Raw genomic sequence first — 19388 nt, forward strand, 5'->3', positions numbered from 1 at the left:
CCCCTACGGGGCGTGAACGGGTGGTGAACGCCCGCTTCCCGGCATCCGATAGCCTCTGCCGACGTGCCGCCCGGCCGCGTGGCCAGGGGCGCCCCCTTACGCACGTGCCCGGCGCGAGCCGTGCCGGGAATCAAGGAGTGAGTTCGTCTGTCGACCGCCATCCTCACCGGTCAACCGGTACCCGGGTCGCCGCTCGAAGGTGATCTGCGGTCCCTGGGCTTCGATGTGCGGGTCGCCTCCGACGGGGCGGACGCCGAGACGCTGCTCGCCGCCGTGCCGGGCGGTCAACGGGTCGCCGTCGTCGACACCCGCTTCGTCGGTCACGTCCACGCCCTGCGCCTCGCCCTGACCGACCCGCGCTTCGCCGCGTCGGCGGTGCCCGGCGCCGTCACCGCCAAGCCCGAGGCCCGCCAGGACCTGGCCCGCGCCCTGCGTGCCCGGGCCGGGGCCCACTCCGGCGTGGCCACCCTCGACGTGCTGCCCGACGATATCGCCGCCGCCATGGAGTCCGCCGACGTCGACGTGCACCGCCCCGACCTCGGCACCCTCGTCGCCACCGTGCCCAGCGACCCGCAGACCCGCAACGAGGCGCGGCAGGCCGTCGCGGCCGTCGACGACGAGGCCGTACGCCTGCGCGGTGCCGTCAAGGCCCGCGACGGCTTCTTCACCACGTACTGCATCTCCCCGTACTCGCGCTACCTCGCCCGCTGGTGCGCGCGCCGGAACCTCACCCCGAACCAGGTCACCACCGCCTCACTGCTCACCGCCCTGATCGCGGCGGGCTGCGCGGCGACCGGCACGCGCGGCGGGTTCGTCGCGGCCGGGGTGCTGCTGCTCCTCTCCTTCGTCCTGGACTGCACGGACGGGCAGCTCGCCCGCTACTCCCTTCAGTACTCCACGCTCGGCGCCTGGCTCGACGCGACCTTCGACCGCGCCAAGGAGTACGCGTACTACGCGGGGCTCGCGCTCGGCGCGGCCGGGGGCGGGGACGACGTGTGGGCGCTCGCGCTCGGCGCGATGGTGCTCCAGACCGCCCGGCACGTCGTGGACTTCTCCTTCAACGAGGCGAACTCCGACAGCACGGCCGCCAGCGCCAACACCAGCCCCACGGCAGCCCTTTCGGACAGGCTCGACAGCGTCGGCTGGACGGTCTGGCTGCGCCGGATGATCGTGCTGCCGATCGGCGAGCGCTGGGCGATGATCGCCGTGCTCACCGCCGTCACCACCCCGCGCGTCACCCTGGTCGTCCTGCTGATCGGCTGCGCGCTCGCCGCCTGCTACACCACCGCCGGCCGCGTCCTGCGCTCGGTGACCCGCAAAGCCACCCGCACCGACCGTGCCGCGGGAGCCCTCGCCGACCTGGCCGACAGCGGACCGCTCGGCCAGGCGTTCGCCGCCGTCCGGAGCGGCTGGCCGCTGCCCGCGCCCGTCATTGCCTTCCTCGGCGGTGCCGCGGTCGTCGCGGTGGCCGCCCTCACCTCCTTCGGCAGCCCCTGGGTCGTCGTCGGCGCCGTGGTCCACGTCGCACTCTCCGGGTTCGCCCTGGCCCGGCCCCTCAAGGGCCCCCTCGACTGGCTGGTGCCGCCGTTCTTCCGGGCCGCCGAGTACGGCACGATCCTCGCGCTCGCGGCCAAAGCCGACGTGAACGGAGCGCTGCCCGCGGCTTTCGGGCTGGTGGCCGCGGTCGCCTACCATCACTACGACACGGTGTACCGCATCAAGGGCGGCACCGGCGCACCCCCGCTTTGGCTGGTGCGGGCGATCGGCGGCCAGGAAGCGCGCACCCTCGTGGTCGCGCTGGCCGCGGCCCTGCTGCCCGCCACAGATTTCACCGTCGCGCTCACGGCACTCGCTGTGGCCGTGGCACTCGTGGTGCTCGTCGAGAGCATCCGCTTCTGGGTGACCGCTCACAAGCGCGGCGCACCCGCCGTACACGATGAAGGAGAACCCGCATGATCGGCCTCGTCCTTGCCGCAGGCGCCGGACGGCGTCTTCGTCCCTACACGGACACGCTGCCCAAGGCTCTGGTGCCCGTCGACGGGGAGACCACGATCCTCGACCTGACGCTCGGCAACTTCGCCGAGATCGGTCTCACCGAGGTCGCGATCATCGTCGGCTACAAGAAGGAGGCCGTCTACGAGCGCAAGGCGGCGCTGGAGGCGAAGTACAACCTCAAGCTCACGCTGATCGACAACGACAAGGCCGAGGAGTGGAACAACGCCTACTCCCTGTGGTGCGGGCGTGACGCCATCAAGCACGACGTGATCCTCGCCAACGGCGACACCGTGCACCCGGTCTCCGTGGAGAAGACGCTGCTCGCCGCGCGCGGCAACGGCCAGCGGATCATCCTCGCCCTCGACACGGTGAAGCAGCTCGCCGACGAGGAGATGAAGGTCATCGTCGACGACGCCAAGGGCGTGCAGCGCATCACCAAGCTGATGGACCCCGCCGAGGCCACCGGCGAGTACATCGGCGTCACCCTCATCGAGGGCTCCGCCGCCGACGAGCTCGCCGACGCCCTGAAGACCACCTTCGAGCGCGACCCCGACCTCTACTACGAGGACGGCTACCAGGAGCTCGTCAACCGCGGCTTCAAGGTGGACGTGGCCCCGATCGGCGACGTCAAGTGGGTCGAGATCGACAACCACGACGACCTCGCCAAGGGCCGGGAGATCGCGTGCCAGTACTGACGAGGCTCATCCCCTCGCCGGTCGTCGTCGACATCCGGCCGGGGGCGCTCGACGACCTGGCCGGTGTCCTCGCCGACCAGCGGATCTGCTCGTCGACCGGCAAGCTGGCCATCGCCATCAGCGGCGGCTCGGGTGCGGTGCTCCGCGAGCGGCTGATGCCCTCGCTGGGCGGCGCGGAGTGGTTCGAGGTCGGTGGCGGCACGCTCGACGACGCCATCCGTCTCGCCGATGACATCAAGAAGTCGGGACGCTACGACGCGATCGTGGGCCTCGGCGGCGGCAAGATCATCGACTGCGCCAAGTTCGCCGCGGCGCGCGTGGGTCTGCCGCTGGTCGCCGTCGCCACGAACCTGTCGCACGACGGCCTCTGCTCACCGGTGGCCACGCTCGACAACGACGCGGGCCGCGGCTCGTACGGTGTGCCGAACCCCATCGCGGTCGTCATCGACCTCGATGTGATCCGTGAGGCGCCCGTCCGTTTCGTCCGCTCCGGCATCGGTGACGCGCTGTCCAACATCTCCGCGATCCGGGACTGGGAGCTCGCCGCCCGCGAGCGCGGCGAGGACATCGACGGTCTCGCGGCCGCCATGGCCCGTCAGGCGGGCGAGGCCGTGCTCCGCCACCCCGGCGGCGTCGGCGACGACGGCTTCCTCCAGGTCCTGGCCGAAGGACTGGTCCTCACCGGCATCGCCATGTCCGTCTCGGGCGACTCCCGCCCGGCGTCCGGCGCCTGCCACGAGATCAACCACGCCTTCGACCTGCTCTTCCCCAAGCGCGCCGCGAGCCACGGCGAGCAGTGCGGCCTGGGCGCGGCGTTCGCGATGCACCTGCGCGGTGCCCGCGAGGAGTCGGCGTTCATGGCGCAGGTGCTGCGCAGGCACGGTCTGCCCGTACTGCCGGAGGAGATCGGCTTCACCGTGGACGAGTTCGTGAAGGTCGTGGAGTTCGCTCCGCAGACCCGTCCGGGCCGCTACACCATCCTGGAACACCTCGACCTGTCCACCGACCAGATCAGGGACGCATACGCCGACTATGCAAAAGCCATCGGTAGCTGAGCTCCGCCCGGTCGTCCACCCCCCGGGGGTGAAGGACCGGCGGAGCGGCGAACACTGGGCCGGCCGGCTCTACATGCGCGAGGTCTCCCTGCGCATCGACCGGCACCTGGTGAACACGCGGGTCACGCCCAACCAGCTGACCTACGTGATGACCGTCGCCGGCGCCCTCGCCGCCCCCGCCCTGCTGGTGCCGGGCATCACGGGCGCCGTGCTCGGCGTGCTCGCGGTCCAGCTGTACCTGCTGCTCGACTGCGTGGACGGCGAGATCGCCCGCTGGAAGAAGCAGTACTCGATGGCCGGGGTCTACCTGGACCGGGTCGCCGCCTATCTGTGCGACGCCGCGGTCCTGGTCGGCTTCGGTCTGCGGGCCGCCGACCTCTGGGGCTCGGGACGCATCGACTGGCTGTGGGCCTTCCTCGGCACCCTGGCCGCGCTCGGCGCGATCCTGATCAAGGCAGAGACCGACCTGGTCGGCGTCGCACGGCACCAGACGGGCAAGGAGCCGGTCAAGGAGTCGGCGGCCGAGCCGCGCTCCTCCGGCATGGCGCTGGCCCGCAGGGCCGCCGCCGCGCTGAAGTTCCACCGGCTCATCCTCGGCGTCGAGGCGTCGCTGCTTATCCTGGTCCTCGCGATCGTGGACCAGGCCCGGGGCGACCTGTTCTTCTCGCGCCTCGGTGTGGCGGTCCTCGCGGGCATCGCGATGCTCCAGACCCTGCTCCACCTCGTGTCCATCCTCGTATCGAGCAGGTTGAAGTGAGCACCGCGAGCACTGCCGCACAGAAGCTGAAGGTCGGCGCCGTCATCATCACGATGGGCAACCGGCCGCAGGAGCTGCGCGCCCTCCTCGACTCGGTCGCCAGGCAGGAAGGCGACCCGGTCGAGGTGGTCGTGGTCGGCAACGGCGCCCCGGTGCCGGACGTCCCCGAGGGCGTGCGCACCGTGGAGCTGCCGGAGAACCTCGGCATCCCCGGCGGCCGCAACGTCGGCATCGAGGCCTTCGGCCCGGGCGGCACCGACGTCGACATCCTGCTCTTCCTGGACGACGACGGCCTCCTGGCCACCATGGACACCGCCCGGCTCTGCCGCGAGGCCTTCGCGGCCGACCCGGATCTCGGCATCATCAGCTTCCGCATCGCCGACCCCGACACGGGGGAGACCCAGCGGCGCCACGTGCCGCGGCTGCGGGCCTCGGACCCGATGCGGTCCTCGCGCGTGACCACCTTCCTCGGCGGCGCCAACGCGGTGCGCACCAAGGTCATCGCGGAGGTGGGTCCGCTTCCGGGCGAGTTCTTCTACGCCCATGAGGAGACCGATCTGGCCTGGCGCGCGCTGAACGCGGGCTGGATGATCGACTACCGCTCCGACATGGTGCTCCTGCACCCGACGACGGCACCCTCGCGGCACGCGGTCTACCACCGCATGGTGGCCCGCAACCGGGTCTGGCTGGCCCGGCGAAACCTTCCGGCACCGCTCGTCCCGGTCTACCTCGGTGTCTGGCTGCTCCTCACCCTCGCCCGGCGCCCCTCGGGTCCGGCCCTGAAGGCCTGGTTCGGCGGTTTCAAGGAGGGCTGGACCACGCCCTGCGGCCCGCGCAGGCCCATGAAGTGGCGTACGGTGTGGCGGCTGACCCGACTGGGCCGCCCTCCCGTCATCTGACAAGCTCGGGTCTGAGACCATCTGGGCCATACCCCGGTCCCTGGCCCATGCCTACGCCCGACCGGCTGCGCTTTTCGAAGACGAAAGTTTCCACTCGTGAGTGAGACAACGCATGACGGCGGAGTCGCGGTGAGCGCGCCCCCGTCGCCCGATGACGGGCTCTCCCGCGCCGAGCTCGCCGCCAAGTACGGTCTGACCGTCAGCGGCGCCCGGCCCGGACTTTTCGAGTACGTCCGCCAGCTCTGGGGACGCCGCCACTTCATCCTCGCCTTCTCCCAGGCGAAGCTGACCGCCCAGTACAGCCAGGCCAAGCTCGGCCAGCTCTGGCAGGTGGCGACGCCGCTGCTGAACGCGGCGGTCTACTTCTTCATCTTCGGCCTGCTGCTCGGCGCGAGGGAGGGCATCCCGCACGAGATCTACGTGCCCTTCCTGGTGACCGGCGTCTTCGTCTTCACGTTCACGCAGAGCTCGGTCATGGCGGGCGTGCGGGCGATCTCCGGCAACCTCGGGCTTGTCAGGGCCCTGCACTTCCCGCGGGCCTCGCTGCCGATCTCCTTCGCGCTCCAGCAGCTCCAGCAGCTCCTGTTCTCCATGATCGTGCTTGTCGTGATCATGTGCGCGTTCGGGATCTTCCCGGCCCTGTCGTGGCTCCTTGTGCTGCCCGCGCTGCTGCTCCAGTTCGTCTTCAACATGGGGCTGGCGCTGATCTTCGCCCGGATGGGCAGCAAGACGCCCGACCTGGCCCAGCTCATGCCGTTCGTGATGCGGACGTGGATGTACGCCTCGGGCGTCATGTTCAGCATCCCCGCGATGCTCGCGACCAAGGAGGGCGTGCCCGGCTGGGTGGGCGACGTGCTCCAGTGGAACCCGGCCTCCATCTACATGGACCTGATCCGCTTCGCCATGATCGACAAGTACGACTCCTCCTACCTGCCGCCGCACGTGTGGGCCTTCGCCCTGGGCTGGGCCGTCGTGCTCGGCGTGGTCGGCTTCGTGTACTTCTGGAAGGCTGAGGAGCGCTACGGCCGTGGCTGACGAAAAGACGGACGAGAAGATCACCGAGAAGGGGCACATCCCCACCGTCATCGCCGACGAGCTGCACATCGTCTACCGCGTCAACGGCGCGAAGACGGGCAAGGGCAGCGCCACCTCCGCCCTGAGCCGCATGCTCCGGCGCGGCGAGGAGCGCGGCGTCCGCAAGGTGCACGCCGTGCGCGGCGTCAGCTTCACCGCCTACCGCGGCGAGGCCATCGGCCTGATTGGCTCCAACGGCTCGGGCAAGTCCACGCTGCTGCGTGCCATCGCCGGACTGCTCCCCGCCGAGAAGGGCAAGGTCTACACCGACGGCCAGCCCTCGCTGCTCGGGGTGAACGCGGCCCTGATGAACGATCTGACCGGCGAGCGCAACGTCATCCTCGGCGGCCTGGCCATGGGCATGTCCCGGGAGCAGATCAAGGAGCGCTACCAGGACATCGTCGACTTCTCCGGGATCAACGAGAAGGGCGACTTCATCACCTTGCCGATGCGCACCTACTCCTCCGGCATGGCGGCGCGCCTGCGCTTCTCCATCGCGGCGGCCAAGGACCACGACGTCCTGATGATCGACGAGGCGCTCGCCACGGGTGACCGCAAGTTCCAGAAGCGCTCCGAGGCCCGCATCCGCGAGCTCCGCAAGGAGGCCGGCACGGTCTTCCTCGTCAGCCACAACAACAAGTCCATCCGTGACACCTGCGACCGCGTGCTCTGGCTGGAACGCGGCGAGCTGCGCATGGACGGACCGACCGACGAGGTCATCAAGGAGTACGAGAAGTTCACGGGCAAGTAGCCCATTTGCGCCACCGGGAAGTCACCCGTTCGACGACAGGGCCCCGCCGGGACGCATCCGGCGGGGCCCTGTCGTGTTCACGCGCCCCTGGAGCCACACCCGCCGCTCAACTCCCCGTGAAAGAGGGAAGGTTGACGCCAATCGGTGTGTTGTTGTGATGTGCCGAACACCCCCGACGATGCGGGATGGGTTGTACAACGTAAGCTGTACCGGTGCTGATTCGCGGCAAGTGGGGCGATATGGCGCGGCGCCTCACCCCCGGAGCACGGCCGGCCTCGGGCAGGGCTGGGCGGCGTGTCCGAAATAGGATGTATTGGGTCGGCAGTGTAGAACGGGAGATGTGACGGCAATGGCTACGGATGATCTCCGGCTCCGCGATGCTTCCGCCGTCCTCGACAAGGCCGCGGACGAGAACTTCCCGGTGGCCCCCTTCTTCCTGCCCCGCGCCTGGCGCGACGACCTCATGGCGGTCTACGGCGTCGTGCGGCTCATCGACGACATCGGCGACGGCGACCTGGACCCCGGGGCCGGTCACGCCGGGTACCTCGGTGTGGACCCCGCCGGTGCCGCGGACCCCTCGCGGATGCTCGACGCGGTCGAGGCCGACCTGCGCGCGGTCTTCGGCGGCGGGGGCGCGGGCCACCCGCTGGTGCGCTCGCTCGCCGCCCCCGCCGGACGCGGGACCCTGACACTCGCCCCCTTCCTCGACCTGATCGCGGCCAACCGCCAGGACCAGCAGATCGGGCGGTACGAGACCTACGACGACCTCAGGGCGTACTGCGCCCTCTCGGCCAACCCCATCGGCCGCCTCGTCCTCGCCATCACCGGCACGGAGACCCCCGAGCGGGTCCGCCGCTCCGACGCGGTCTGCACCGGCCTCCAGATCGTCGAGCACATCCAGGACGTCGCCGAGGACCTCCGGCGCGACCGCATCTACCTGCCCATCGAGGACATGAAGCGCTTCCACGTCAGCGAGCCGGACCTGGCCGCGCCCACCGCAGGCGCATCGGTGCGCGCGCTGGTCGCATACGAAACAGAACGCGCCCGCGGCCTCCTGAATGAAGGCACCCCCCTGGTGGGTAGCGTCCACGGCAGGCTGAAACTGCTGCTCGCCGGATTCGTCGCCGGGGGGAGGGCGGCGGTCGGGGCGATCGTCGCCGCGGGATACGACGTACTGCCCGGACCACCCAAGCCCACCAAGCCCCGCCTGCTGCGCGAGGCCGGGGCGGTTCTGCGAGGAGAGGGGTGAGCCGGGCCGTGGAAACAGAACCACAGCTGTCCGCGCCGGTACTCGCCGCGTACAGCTACTGCGAGACCGTCACCGGACAGCAGGCACGCAACTTCGCCTACGGCATCAGGCTCCTGCCGCCGCCGAAGCGGCGCGCGATGTCCGCGCTCTACGCCCTCTCGCGGCGCGTCGACGACATCGGCGACGGCGACCTGCCGCCCGGCGTCAAGGCGGACCGGCTCGACGAGACCCGCGCGCTGCTCGCCCGCATCGGCAAGGGCGCGGTCGACGAGGACGACACCGACCCGGTCGCGGTCGCCCTCGCCCACGCCGCCGCGCACTTCCCCATCCCGATGGGCGGCCTCGACGAACTCATCGACGGCGTCCTGATGGACGTGCGCGGCGAGACGTACGAGACGTGGGAGGACCTGAAGGTCTACTGCCGCTGTGTGGCCGGGGCCATCGGACGGCTCTCGCTCGGCGTGTTCGGCACCGAGCGGGGAGCGCTGCACGCCGAGCGCGCGTCCGAGTACGCGGACACGCTCGGCCTCGCGCTCCAGCTCACCAACATCCTGCGCGACGTGCGCGAGGACGCCGGGGACGGGCGGACCTACCTGCCCGCCGAGGACCTCGCCAAGTTCGGCTGCTCCGCCGGGTTCGCGGGCTCCGAGCCGCCCGCGGGCTCCGACTTCGCCGGACTCGTCCACTTCGAGGTCCGCCGGGCCCGCGCCCTGTTCGCCGAGGGCTACCGCCTGCTGCCCATGCTCGACCGGCGCAGCGGCGCCTGCGTCGCGGCCATGGCCGGCATCTACCGCCGCCTGCTCGACCGCATCGAACGCGAACCGGAGGCGGTCCTGCGCGGCCGCGTCTCCCTGCCGGGCCGCGAGAAGGCGTACGTCGCCGTGCGCGGGCTCTCCGGCCTCGACACCCGCCACGTGTCACGGCAGACGCTCAGGAGGCGCGCGTGAGACGCGTCCGGAGTGCGTGCGGAGCGGCCGCGGCGGCTCCCGCGAAGCGGCGGGCAACCCTCCGCCCGACGGTGGCGTCCCAGACTGCGACGGTCGAAGGAGAGGGTGCGTGAACAGCGACGACAAGCGGCCCGAAGAGCCGCCCGCGGACACCGGTGGCCGCCCCGGCGGGGCGGCCGTAGTGATCGGCGGCGGGCTCGCGGGGATCACCGCCGCACTCTCCCTCGCCGACGCCGGACTGCGCGTGACGCTCCTCGAAGGACGGCCGCGCCTCGGCGGCCTCGCCTTCTCCTTCCGCCGCGGCGACCTGACCGTCGACAACGGCCAGCACGTCTATCTGCGCTGCTGCACCGCCTACCGCTGGTTCCTCGACCGGGTCGGCGGCGCCCACCTCGCGCCCCTGCAGGAACGTCTCGACGTCCCCGTCCTCGACGCCGACCGCAACCGGCTGGGACGGCTGCGCCGCGCCGCACTGCCCGTGCCGCTGCACCTGGCGGCGAGCCTCGCCACCTACCCCCATCTCTCGCTCGCCGAGCGCGCCCAGGTCGGGCGTGCCGCGCTCGCCCTCAAGGCCCTGGACCCGGCCGACCCGTTGCTCGACACCCAGGACTTCGGCAGCTGGCTGGCCCGGCACGGCCAGTCGCCGCGCGCCGTCGAGGCCCTCTGGGACCTCGTGGGCGTCGCCACGCTCAACGCCGTCGCCGGTGACGCCTCGCTCGGGCTCGCCGCCATGGTGTTCAAGACCGGGCTGCTCTCCGATCCCGGGGCCGCCGACATCGGCTGGTCCCGGGTGCCGCTCGGCGACCTGCACGACGGACTGGCCCGCCGCGCGCTCGACGCCGCCGGGGTCCGCACCGAGGTCAGGACACGCGTCACCGCCCTCTCCCGTACGGACGACGGCGGCTGGCGGGTGGACGTGCCCGGCGAGAGCGTCGACGCCGACACCGTCGTCCTCGCCGTACCGCAGCGCGAGGCACACGACCTGCTCCCCGACGGCGCCCTCGACCAGCCCGACAGGCTCCTGGACATCGACGACGCGCCGATCCTCAACGTGCACGTCGTGTACGACAGGAAGGTCCTCAAGCGGCCGTTCTTCGCCGCCCTCGGCACCCCTGTCCAGTGGGTCTTCGACCGCACCGAGGCCTCCGGACTCCAGGAGGGGCAGTACCTCGCGCTCTCCCAGTCCGCGGCCCAGGACGAGATCGACGTGCCCGTCGCCGCCCTGCGCGAGCGCTATCTGCCCGAGCTTGAGCGGCTGCTGCCCGCCGCGCACGGCGCCGAGGTGCGGGACTTCTTCGTCACCCGTGAGCGCACCGCCACCTTCGCGCCGACGCCGGGCGTCGGCAGGCTCAGGCCCGGCGCGCGCACCAGGGCCCGCGGCCTGTACCTCGCGGGCGCGTGGACCGCCACCGGCTGGCCCGCGACCATGGAGAGCGCCGTGCGCAGCGGCATCGGCGCGGCCGAGGCCGCCCTCTCCGCACTCGACCGCCCCCGTGACCATCTCTTCGCATTCGAGGAGGCGGCGGCGTGAAGCTCGACCTCCTGGGGTCAGAATCCCAGGGACCAAGCACCGGAATCAGAGGAGAAACTGTGCCGACTGTGCCCTCGGCCGAATCGGCTGCCGACACGGTGGACGTGACCTCACTGCTGGAGCGCGGAAGGACCCTGGCCACCCCGGTGCTGCGGGCCGCTGTGGACCGCCTCGCTCCCCCCATGGACACCGTGGCCGCCTACCACTTCGGCTGGATCGACGCCGCGGGCAACCCGTCCGACGGCGACGGCGGCAAGGCCGTGCGCCCCGCGCTCGCCCTGCTCTCGGCCGAGGCGGCGGGCGCCGCCCCCGAGGTCGGCGTGCCCGGCGCGGTCGCCGTGGAACTCGTGCACAACTTCTCGCTCCTGCACGACGACCTGATGGACGGCGACGAGCAGCGCCGCCACCGCGACACGGTGTGGAAGGTGCACGGCCCCGCCCAGGCCATCCTCGTCGGCGACGCCCTCTTCGCGCTCGCCAACGAGATCCTCCTGGAGATCGGCACCGTCGAGGCGGGCCGCGCCACGCGCCGCCTGACCACCGCCACCCGCGCGCTGATCGACGGTCAGGCGCAGGACATCTCCTACGAGCACCGCGAGCGGGTCACCGTCGAGGAGTGCCTGGAGATGGAGGGCAACAAGACCGGCGCCCTGCTCGCCTGCGCCGTCTCCATCGGTGCCGTCCTCGGCGGCGCCGACGACCGCACCGCCGACGTCCTGGAGAAGTACGGCTACCACCTGGGCCTCGCCTTCCAGGCCGTGGACGACCTGCTCGGCATCTGGGGCGACCCGGAGTCCACCGGCAAGCAGACCTGGAGCGACCTGCGCCAGCGCAAGAAGTCGCTGCCGGTGGTGGCCGCGCTCGCCGCGGGCGGACCCGCCTCCGAGCAGCTCGGCGAGCTGCTCGCCGCCGACGCCAAGAGCAGTGACTTCGACAGCTTCTCCGAGGAGGAGTTCGCCGCGCGTGCCGCCCTGATCGAAGAGGCGGGCGGCCGCCGCTGGACCGCCGAGGAGGCCCGCCGCCAGCACAGCGTGGCCATCGAGGCGCTGGACACCGTTGAGATGCCGGACCGGGTGCGGGCGCAGCTCGTCGCACTCGCCGACTTCGTCGTCGTACGAAAGAGATGATCACTATCGGCCGCATATGACTCGCAGTCGCCGGCCGGCGCACCGCGTCGGCCGACGGCGGACCCACAGCAGAGGTACCTACCGCACTGCACGAAGGGGAAGCCATGACAGCGACGACCGACGGAAGCACCGGAGCGGCCACGCCCCGCGCAGCCTCGGCCAGCCAGACCACCGATACCCATGCCGCGACGCCACCGACGGAGGGTACGAAAGACGCCGCCACCCGGGCCATCCGGCGCTCCACCGGCTTCCTGCTCTCCCGGCAGGACGCCGAGGGCTGGTGGAAGGGCGACCTCGAGACCAATGTGACCATGGACGCCGAGGACCTCCTCCTGCGGCAGTTCCTCGGCATCAGGGACGAGCACACCACACACGCCGCCGCGCTCTTCATCCGCGGCGAGCAGCGCGATGACGGCACCTGGGCCACGTTCTTCGGCGGCCCCGGCGAACTCTCCACCACCATCGAGGCGTACGTCGCGCTGCGCCTGGCCGGCGACCGGCCGGACGACCCGCACATGGCGAGGGCCGCCGAGTGGATCAGGGGCCGGGGCGGCATCGCGGAGAGCCGGGTCTTCACCCGCATCTGGCTCGCCCTCTTCGGCTGGTGGAGCTGGGACGACCTGCCCGAACTCCCGCCGGAGATCATCTACTTCCCCAAGTGGGTCCCGCTCAACATCTACGACTTCGGCTGCTGGGCGCGGCAGACCATAGTGCCGCTCACCGTCGTCTCCGCCAAGCGGCCGGTGCGCCCGGCACCCTTCGCCCTGGACGAACTGCACGTCGACGCGCGCGTCCCGCGCCCCGCCAAGCCCCTCGCGCCCGCGGCGAGCTGGGACGGCGTCTTCGAACGGATCGACAAGGCGCTGCACGTCTACCACAAGGTCGCCCCGCGCAGGCTGCGCCGGGCGGCGATGAACAGCGCCGCCCGCTGGATCATCGAGCGCCAGGAGAACGACGGCTGCTGGGGCGGTATCCAGCCGCCCGCCGTGTACTCGATCATCGCACTGCACCTGCTCGGCTACGACCTGGAACACCCCGTCCTCAAGGCCGGGCTCGCCTCGCTCGACCGGTTCGCGGTGTGGCGCGAGGACGGCGCCCGGATGATCGAGGCCTGCCAGTCACCCGTGTGGGACACCTGCCTCGCCACCATCGCGCTCGCCGACGCCGGTCTCCCCGCCGATCACCCGCAGCTCATCAGGGCGGCGGAGTGGATGCTGGGCGAGGAGATCACGCGCCCCGGCGACTGGGCGGTGCGCAAGCCCCACCTCGCCCCCGGCGGCTGGGCGTTCGAGTTCCACAACGACAACTACCCCGACATCGACGACACCGCGGAGGTGGCCCTCGCGCTGCGCCGGGTGGCCCACCCCGACAAGGCCAGGGTGGAGAACGCCATCGAGCGCGCGGCGCGCTGGACCCTCGGCATGCAGTCGAGGAACGGCGCCTGGGCCGCCTTCGACGCCGACAACACCAGCCCCTTCCCCAACCGCCTGCCCTTCTGCGACTTCGGCGAGGTCATCGACCCGCCCTCCGCCGACGTCACCGGACATGTGGTGGAGATGCTCGCCGTCGAGGGCAGGTCCCACGACCCGCGCACCCGGCGCGGCATCGAGTGGCTCCTGGCCGAACAGGAGGAGAACGGCGCCTGGTTCGGCCGCTGGGGCGTCAACTACCTCTACGGCACCGGCTCGGTGGTGCCCGCCCTTGTCACCGCCGGTCTGCCCGCCTCGCACGCGGCGATCCGGCGGGCCGTGCGCTGGGTGGAGTCGGTGCAGAACGACGACGGCGGCTGGGGCGAGGACCTGCGCTCCTACCGCGACCGCGGCTGGGTGGGACACGGCACGTCGACCGCGTCCCAGACCGCCTGGGCGCTGCTCACGCTGCTCTCGGCGGGCGAGCACGAGACGGCGTCCGTGCGGCGCGGCATCGCCTGGCTGGCCGAGACCCAGCTCCCCGACGGTTCCTGGGACGAGCCGTACTTCACCGGCACCGGCTTCCCCTGGGACTTCTCCATCAACTACCACCTCTACCGCCAGGTGTTCCCGCTCACCGCCCTCGGCCGGTACGTCAACGGAGAACCGTTCCCGGCCGGCTCCGGACACGCCGGCAAGGGGAGCTGATGGCGGGGGCCCCGGCCCGCGGGACCGGCACCGCACCGCTGCTGGTCGCCTGCGCGCTCGGCATCGAGCGGCTCGCCCTGCGCACCGGCGACCGCGGCGGCGCCCCGGGTGCCCTGACCGTGCTGCGCACCGGCATGGGACCGGCCAACGCCGAACGCGCCGTGGCGGGCGCCCTCGCCGAGGGGCCCCTGCGCGACGCGGCGGTGGTGGCCACCGGCTTCTGCGCGGGCCTCGCGCCCGGCATGCACCCCGGTGACCTCGTCGTCGCCGACGAGACCAGGGACACGTACGGCGCCACGCCGTGCACGGGCACCGGCCTCCTGGTCAGGGAGCTGGGCCGGGCCCTGCCGGGGCGGACCGTGCACACCGGACCGCTCATCGGCTCCGGCCACGTCGTCCGCGGCGCCGAACGCGGTGAGCTGCTAGCCGCCGGGGCCGTCGCCGTGGACATGGAGTCCGCGGCGACACTGCGCCGCGCCGTGCGCGCCGGACAGCGGCCCGTTGCCGCCGTCCGGGTGGTCGTGGACGCCCCACAGCACGAACTCGTCCGTATCGGCACGGTGCGCGGTGGAATATCGGCTTTCCGCGTTCTCCGTGCCGTGCTTCCCGCTTTCCTCGAATGGCACCGTTCTTCTTTGCTCCCCCGGAGGTGAGCCAGATGGCCATGCCGCTGCGCCAGTCCGTCAAGGTCGCTACCTATCTTTTTGAACAGAAGCTCCGTAAGCGCGACAAATTCCCGCTGATCGTCGAATTGGAGCCGCTCTTCGCCTGCAATCTCAAGTGCGAGGGCTGCGGCAAGATCCAGCACCCGGCCGGGGTGCTCAAGCAGCGCATGCCGGTGGCCCAGGCGGTGGGCGCCGTCCTTGAATCGGGTGCGCCGATGGTGTCCATCGCGGGCGGCGAGCCGCTGATGCATCCGCAGATCGACGAGATCGTGCGTCAGCTGGTGGCGAAGAAGAAGTACGTCTTCCTCTGCACCAACGCCATGCTCCTCCGCAAGAAGATGGACACATTCAAGCCCTCGCCGTATTTCGCGTTCGCCGTGCACATCGACGGCATGCGCGAGCGGCACGACGAGTCGGTCGCCAAGGAGGGCGTGTTCGACGAGGCGGTGGAGGCCATCAAGGAGGCCAAGCGCCGGGGCTTCCGCGTCACCACCAACTCCACCTTCTTCAACACCGACACCCCGCAGACCATCATCGAGGTCCTCAACTTCCTCAACGACGACCTCCAGGTCGACGAGATGATGCTGTCGCCCGCCTACGCCTACGAGAAGGCCCCCGACCAGGAGCACTTCCTGGGCGTCGAGCAGACCCGGGAGCTGTTCAAGAAGGCCTTCGCGGGCGGCAACCGCAGGCGCTGGCGGCTGAACCACTCGCCGCTCTTCCTTGACTTCCTCGAAGGCAAGGCGGACTTCCCGTGCACGGCGTGGGCGATTCCCAACTACTCCCTCTTCGGCTGGCAGCGCCCCTGCTACCTGATGAGCGACGGTTACGTCCCCACGTACCGCGAACTCATCGAGGAGACCGACTGGGAGAAGTACGGCCGCGGCAAGGACCCGCGCTGCGCCAACTGCATGGCGCACTGCGGCTACGAACCGACCGCCGTCCTCGCCACGATGGGCTCCCTGAAGGAGTCCATCCGCGCCGCCCGCGAGACGGTCTCCGGAAACCGCGGGTGACGTCGTGACGTCGTGACGAGGTGTCCGCGGTGGTCCGCGGACACCTCGTAGGACCGTACCCGAGCCGCAGAGCGTGGAGACGTTGATCTGAGAACTGGCAGAGAGGGGGCCCGAGCATGACGATTCTCGACACCATTCGGGGGCCGCGCGATCTCAAGGCGCTGACCGGGGCCGAGCTCAGGGAACTGGCCGAGGAGGTACGGGAGTTCCTGGTGCACGCCGTCGCGCGGACCGGCGGCCACCTCGGACCCAACCTCGGGGTGGTCGAGCTCTCGATCGCCCTGCACCGGGTCTTCGAGTCGCCCGTCGACCGCATCGTGTGGGACACCGGCCACCAGAGCTATGTGCACAAACTCCTCACCGGGCGAAAGGACTTCTCCAAGCTGCGCGGCAAGGGCGGCCTCTCCGGCTACCCCTCGCGCGAGGAGTCCGAGCACGACATCGTCGAGAACAGCCACGCCTCGACCGCGCTCGGCTGGGCGGACGGCCTCGCCAAGGCGCGCCAGGTCCTCGGCGAGCGCGGCCACGTGGTCGCCGTCATCGGGGACGGCGCGCTCACCGGCGGCATGGCCTGGGAGGCGCTGAACAACATCGCGGCGGCGAAGAACCGGCCGCTGATCATCGTCGTCAACGACAACGAACGCTCCTACGCCCCCACCATCGGCGGCCTCGCTGACCACCTCGCGACGCTGCGCACCACCGACAGCTACGAACAGGTCCTGGCCTGGGGCAAGGACATCATCCAGCGCACCCCCGTGATCGGACGGACGCTGTACGAGTCCCTGCACGGCGCCAAGAAGGGCTTCAAGGACGCCTTCGCGCCGCAGGGCATGTTCGAGGACCTCGGGCTGAAGTACGTGGGGCCCATCGACGGCCACGACACGGCCGCCGTGGAGTCCGCGCTGCGCCGGGCGAAACGCTTCCACGGCCCCGTGCTCATCCACTGCCTCACCGAGAAGGGGCGGGGCTATGAGCCCGCCCTCGCCGACGAGGCCGACCGCTTCCATACCGTCGGCGTGATGGACCCGCTCACCTGCGAGCCGCTCGCCCCCTCCAACGGCCCTTCCTGGACCTCGGTGTTCGGCGACGAGATCGTCCGCATCGGCGCCGAGCGCAAGGACGTCGTCGCCATCACCGCCGCGATGCTGGGCCCCGTGGGCCTCGCCAAGTTCGCCGCGGCCTACCCCGACCGGGTCTGGGACGTGGGCATCGCCGAACAGCACGCGGCGGTCTCGGCCGCCGGGCTCGCCACGGGCGGCCTCCACCCGGTCGTCGCGGTCTACGCGACCTTCCTCAACCGCGCCTTCGACCAGCTCCTGATGGATGTCGCGCTGCACCGCTGCGGCGTCACGTTCGTCCTGGACCGCGCCGGGGTCACCGGTGTCGACGGGGCCTCGCACAACGGCATGTGGGACCTGTCGATCCTCCAGGTCGTGCCCGGCCTCAGGATCGCCGCGCCGCGCGACGCCGACCAGCTGCGCGCCCAGCTCCGGGAGGCCGTCGCGGTGGACGACGCGCCCACCCTCGTCCGCTTCCCCAAGGAGTCCGTGGGCCCCGCGATCCCCGCCGTGGACCGGATCGGCGGCCTGGACGTGCTGCTCAGGGACGCCGGGGAGGCCGAGGGCGCCGACGACGCTCCCGATGTGCTGTTCGTCGCCGTCGGTGTGATGGCGCCGGTCTGCCTCCGGGCCGCCGGGCTGCTGCGCGAGCGCGGCCTGCGCTGCACCGTGGTCGATCCGCGCTGGGTCAAGCCGGTCGACCCGGAGCTGCCGCCGCTCGCCGCCCGCCACCGCGTCGTGGCCGTCGTGGAGGACAACAGCCGCTCGGCGGGTGTCGGCGCGGCGGTCGCGCTCGCGCTCGGCGATGCCGAGGTGGACGTACCCGTACGGCGCTTCGGCATCCCCGAGCAGTTCCTCGCGCACGCCAAGCGGGGCGAGGTCCTTGCCGATCTCGGCCTCACGCCGGTCGAGATCGCCGGACGGATCAGCGCCACGCTGGCGGCCAGGGCGGAGACGGCCACGGGGGCCGAGGCGGCCGGTCGAGGGGCGACGCGTGCCGTGGTCCACACACAGGGTTCAGGCAAGGAGCACAGCGCATGACCAAGGAGTTCGACCTCGGCAGCCTCCTCGCCGAGCGGGGCGCCGAGCGCTACGAACTGCACGCCCGGCACCTCAACCACCAGCTTCCGCGCATGCTGCACACCATCGGCTTCGACAAGGTCTACGAACGGGCCGAGGGCGCGTACTTCTGGGACGCCGAGGGCAACGACTACCTCGACATGCTGGCCGGGTTCGGGGTGATGGGCCTCGGCAGGCACCACCCCGTCGTCCGCAAGGCGCTGCACGACGTCCTCGACGCCTCGCTCGCCGACCTCACCCGCTTCGACTGCCAGCCGCTGCCCGGTCTGCTCGCCGAGCGTCTCCTCACCCACAGCCCCCACCTGGACCGCGTCTTCTTCGGCAACAGCGGCACCGAGGCCGTCGAGACCGCCCTGAAGTTCGCCCGCTACGCCACGGGCAGGCCCAGGGTGCTGTACTGCTCCCACGCCTTCCACGGCCTGACCACGGGATCGCTCTCCGTCAACGGCGAGGACGGCTTCCGGGACGGCTTCGCGCCGCTGCTGCCCGACACGGCCGTCCCGCTCGGCGACCTCGACACGCTGGCCAAGGAGCTGCGGAAGGGCGACGTCGCCGCCCTGATCGTCGAGCCGATCCAGGGCAAGGGCGTCCTTGAGGCCCCGCCCGGCTATCTGCGCGCCGCCCAGGAGCTGCTGCACCGCCACAAGGCGCTGCTCATCGCCGACGAGGTGCAGACCGGCCTCGGCAGGACCGGCGCGTTCTACGCCTACCAGCACGAGGAGGGCGTCGAGCCCGACCTGGTCTGCGTCGCCAAGGCGCTGTCGGGCGGCTATGTGCCGGTCGGCGCCACCCTCGGCAAGGACTGGATCTTCAAGAAGGTCTACTCGTCCATGGACCGGGTGCTCGTGCACTCCGCAAGCTTCGGCGCCAACGCGCAGGCCATGGCCGCCGGGCTCGCGGTCCTCGCCGTCATGGAGGACGAGGACGTCGTGCGCAACGCGCGCGTGACGGGCGAACTCCTGAGGTCCCGCCTCGCCGCCCTCGTCGACCGCTACGAACTGCTGCACGAGGTGCGCGGCCGCGGCCTCATGACCGGCATCGAGTTCGGGCGCCCCAGGTCGCTGAAGCTGCGCGGACGCTGGACGATGCTCCAGGCCGCCCGCAAGGGCCTCTTCGCGCAGATGGTGGTGGTGCCGCTGCTCCAGAAGCACCGCATCCTCACCCAGGTCTCCGGCGACCATCTGGAGGTCATCAAGCTGATCCCGCCGCTGACCATCGGGGAGAAGGAGGTCGACCGCTTCGTCGGGGCGTTCACCGCCGTGATGGACGAGGCGCACAGCGGGGGCGGGCTGATGTGGGACTTCGGCAGGACACTGGTGAAGCAGGCGGTCGCCAACCGGTAGGCGCGGGCGGTCGCCAACCGGTAGACGCG

The 19388-nt window shown here is 71.3% G+C and carries 16 protein-coding genes; all 16 read left to right on the top strand.

What is annotated here, in order from left to right:
• Positions 1 to 147 precede the first annotated feature (147 nt).
• The 16 genes from AB8Z36_RS05965 to AB8Z36_RS06040 all read left to right on the top strand — a co-directional run bounded on the left by AB8Z36_RS05965 (position 148) and on the right by AB8Z36_RS06040 (position 19359).
• Positions 148 to 1956, top strand: coding sequence for a DUF5941 domain-containing protein (locus AB8Z36_RS05965; RefSeq protein WP_369212128.1), 1809 nt, complete (start codon positions 148 to 150; stop codon positions 1954 to 1956).
• A complete protein-coding gene (locus AB8Z36_RS05970) occupies positions 1953 to 2690 on the top strand; it encodes a sugar phosphate nucleotidyltransferase (protein WP_369212115.1) in 738 nt (245 codons plus the stop codon). Before AB8Z36_RS05965 ends, AB8Z36_RS05970 begins: the two co-directional genes overlap by 4 nt.
• Positions 2678 to 3745 (top strand): iron-containing alcohol dehydrogenase family protein, encoded by a 1068-nt coding sequence (locus AB8Z36_RS05975; protein WP_369212116.1) that lies wholly within the window; start codon positions 2678 to 2680, stop codon positions 3743 to 3745. Before AB8Z36_RS05970 ends, AB8Z36_RS05975 begins: the two co-directional genes overlap by 13 nt.
• Positions 3723 to 4502, top strand: a complete 780-nt coding sequence (locus AB8Z36_RS05980) for a CDP-alcohol phosphatidyltransferase family protein (RefSeq protein WP_369212117.1) — start codon at positions 3723 to 3725, stop codon at positions 4500 to 4502. The genes AB8Z36_RS05975 and AB8Z36_RS05980 overlap by 23 nt, the downstream gene beginning before the upstream one ends.
• A 53-nt stretch (positions 4503 to 4555) precedes the next feature.
• Positions 4556 to 5401 carry a glycosyltransferase family 2 protein gene (locus AB8Z36_RS05985; protein WP_369212129.1) on the top strand — a complete coding sequence of 282 codons (846 nt, stop codon included), beginning with the start codon at positions 4556 to 4558 and terminating at the stop codon, positions 5399 to 5401.
• A gap of 96 nt (positions 5402 to 5497) precedes the next feature.
• Positions 5498 to 6436 (top strand): ABC transporter permease, encoded by a 939-nt coding sequence (locus AB8Z36_RS05990; RefSeq protein WP_369212118.1) that lies wholly within the window; start codon positions 5498 to 5500, stop codon positions 6434 to 6436.
• Entirely contained in the window at positions 6429 to 7226 is a 798-nt protein-coding gene (locus AB8Z36_RS05995) for an ABC transporter ATP-binding protein (RefSeq protein WP_369212119.1), read from the top strand. The genes AB8Z36_RS05990 and AB8Z36_RS05995 overlap by 8 nt, the downstream gene beginning before the upstream one ends.
• Before the next feature lie 349 nt (positions 7227 to 7575).
• The gene (hpnC, locus tag AB8Z36_RS06000) at positions 7576 to 8475 is read left to right on the top strand and encodes a squalene synthase HpnC (RefSeq protein ID WP_369212120.1); all 900 of its coding nucleotides are present in this window, start codon (positions 7576 to 7578) and stop codon (positions 8473 to 8475) included.
• Positions 8472 to 9422, top strand: a complete 951-nt coding sequence (hpnD, locus tag AB8Z36_RS06005; RefSeq protein WP_369212121.1) for a presqualene diphosphate synthase HpnD — start codon at positions 8472 to 8474, stop codon at positions 9420 to 9422. Before hpnC ends, hpnD begins: the two co-directional genes overlap by 4 nt.
• A 109-nt stretch (positions 9423 to 9531) precedes the next feature.
• Positions 9532 to 10953: a hydroxysqualene dehydroxylase HpnE gene (gene hpnE, locus AB8Z36_RS06010; RefSeq protein ID WP_440581861.1), complete on the top strand. Its 1422-nt coding sequence runs from the start codon at positions 9532 to 9534 to the stop codon at positions 10951 to 10953.
• Complete coding sequence (locus AB8Z36_RS06015; RefSeq protein ID WP_369212122.1) at positions 10950 to 12080, top strand: polyprenyl synthetase family protein; 1131 nt, start codon at positions 10950 to 10952, stop codon at positions 12078 to 12080. Before hpnE ends, AB8Z36_RS06015 begins: the two co-directional genes overlap by 4 nt.
• A gap of 104 nt (positions 12081 to 12184) precedes the next feature.
• Positions 12185 to 14197 (top strand): squalene--hopene cyclase, encoded by a 2013-nt coding sequence (shc, locus tag AB8Z36_RS06020; RefSeq protein WP_369212123.1) that lies wholly within the window; start codon positions 12185 to 12187, stop codon positions 14195 to 14197.
• Positions 14197 to 14850 (top strand): phosphorylase family protein, encoded by a 654-nt coding sequence (locus AB8Z36_RS06025; protein ID WP_369212124.1) that lies wholly within the window; start codon positions 14197 to 14199, stop codon positions 14848 to 14850. The genes shc and AB8Z36_RS06025 overlap by 1 nt, the downstream gene beginning before the upstream one ends.
• Before the next feature lie 5 nt (positions 14851 to 14855).
• Positions 14856 to 15878, top strand: a complete 1023-nt coding sequence (gene hpnH, locus AB8Z36_RS06030; protein WP_369212125.1) for an adenosyl-hopene transferase HpnH — start codon at positions 14856 to 14858, stop codon at positions 15876 to 15878.
• A 116-nt stretch (positions 15879 to 15994) separates the two neighbouring features.
• Positions 15995 to 17977: a 1-deoxy-D-xylulose-5-phosphate synthase gene (dxs, locus tag AB8Z36_RS06035; RefSeq protein WP_369212126.1), complete on the top strand. Its 1983-nt coding sequence runs from the start codon at positions 15995 to 15997 to the stop codon at positions 17975 to 17977.
• On the top strand, positions 17974 to 19359 hold the full coding sequence (locus tag AB8Z36_RS06040) for an aspartate aminotransferase family protein (protein WP_369212127.1): 1386 nt from the start codon (positions 17974 to 17976) through the stop codon (positions 19357 to 19359). Before dxs ends, AB8Z36_RS06040 begins: the two co-directional genes overlap by 4 nt.
• Positions 19360 to 19388: the final 29 nt, after the last annotated feature.

The organism is Streptomyces flavofungini (assembly GCF_041028215.1).
GTDB classification, from domain to species: Bacteria; Actinomycetota; Actinomycetes; order Streptomycetales; family Streptomycetaceae; genus Streptomyces; species Streptomyces flavofungini_B.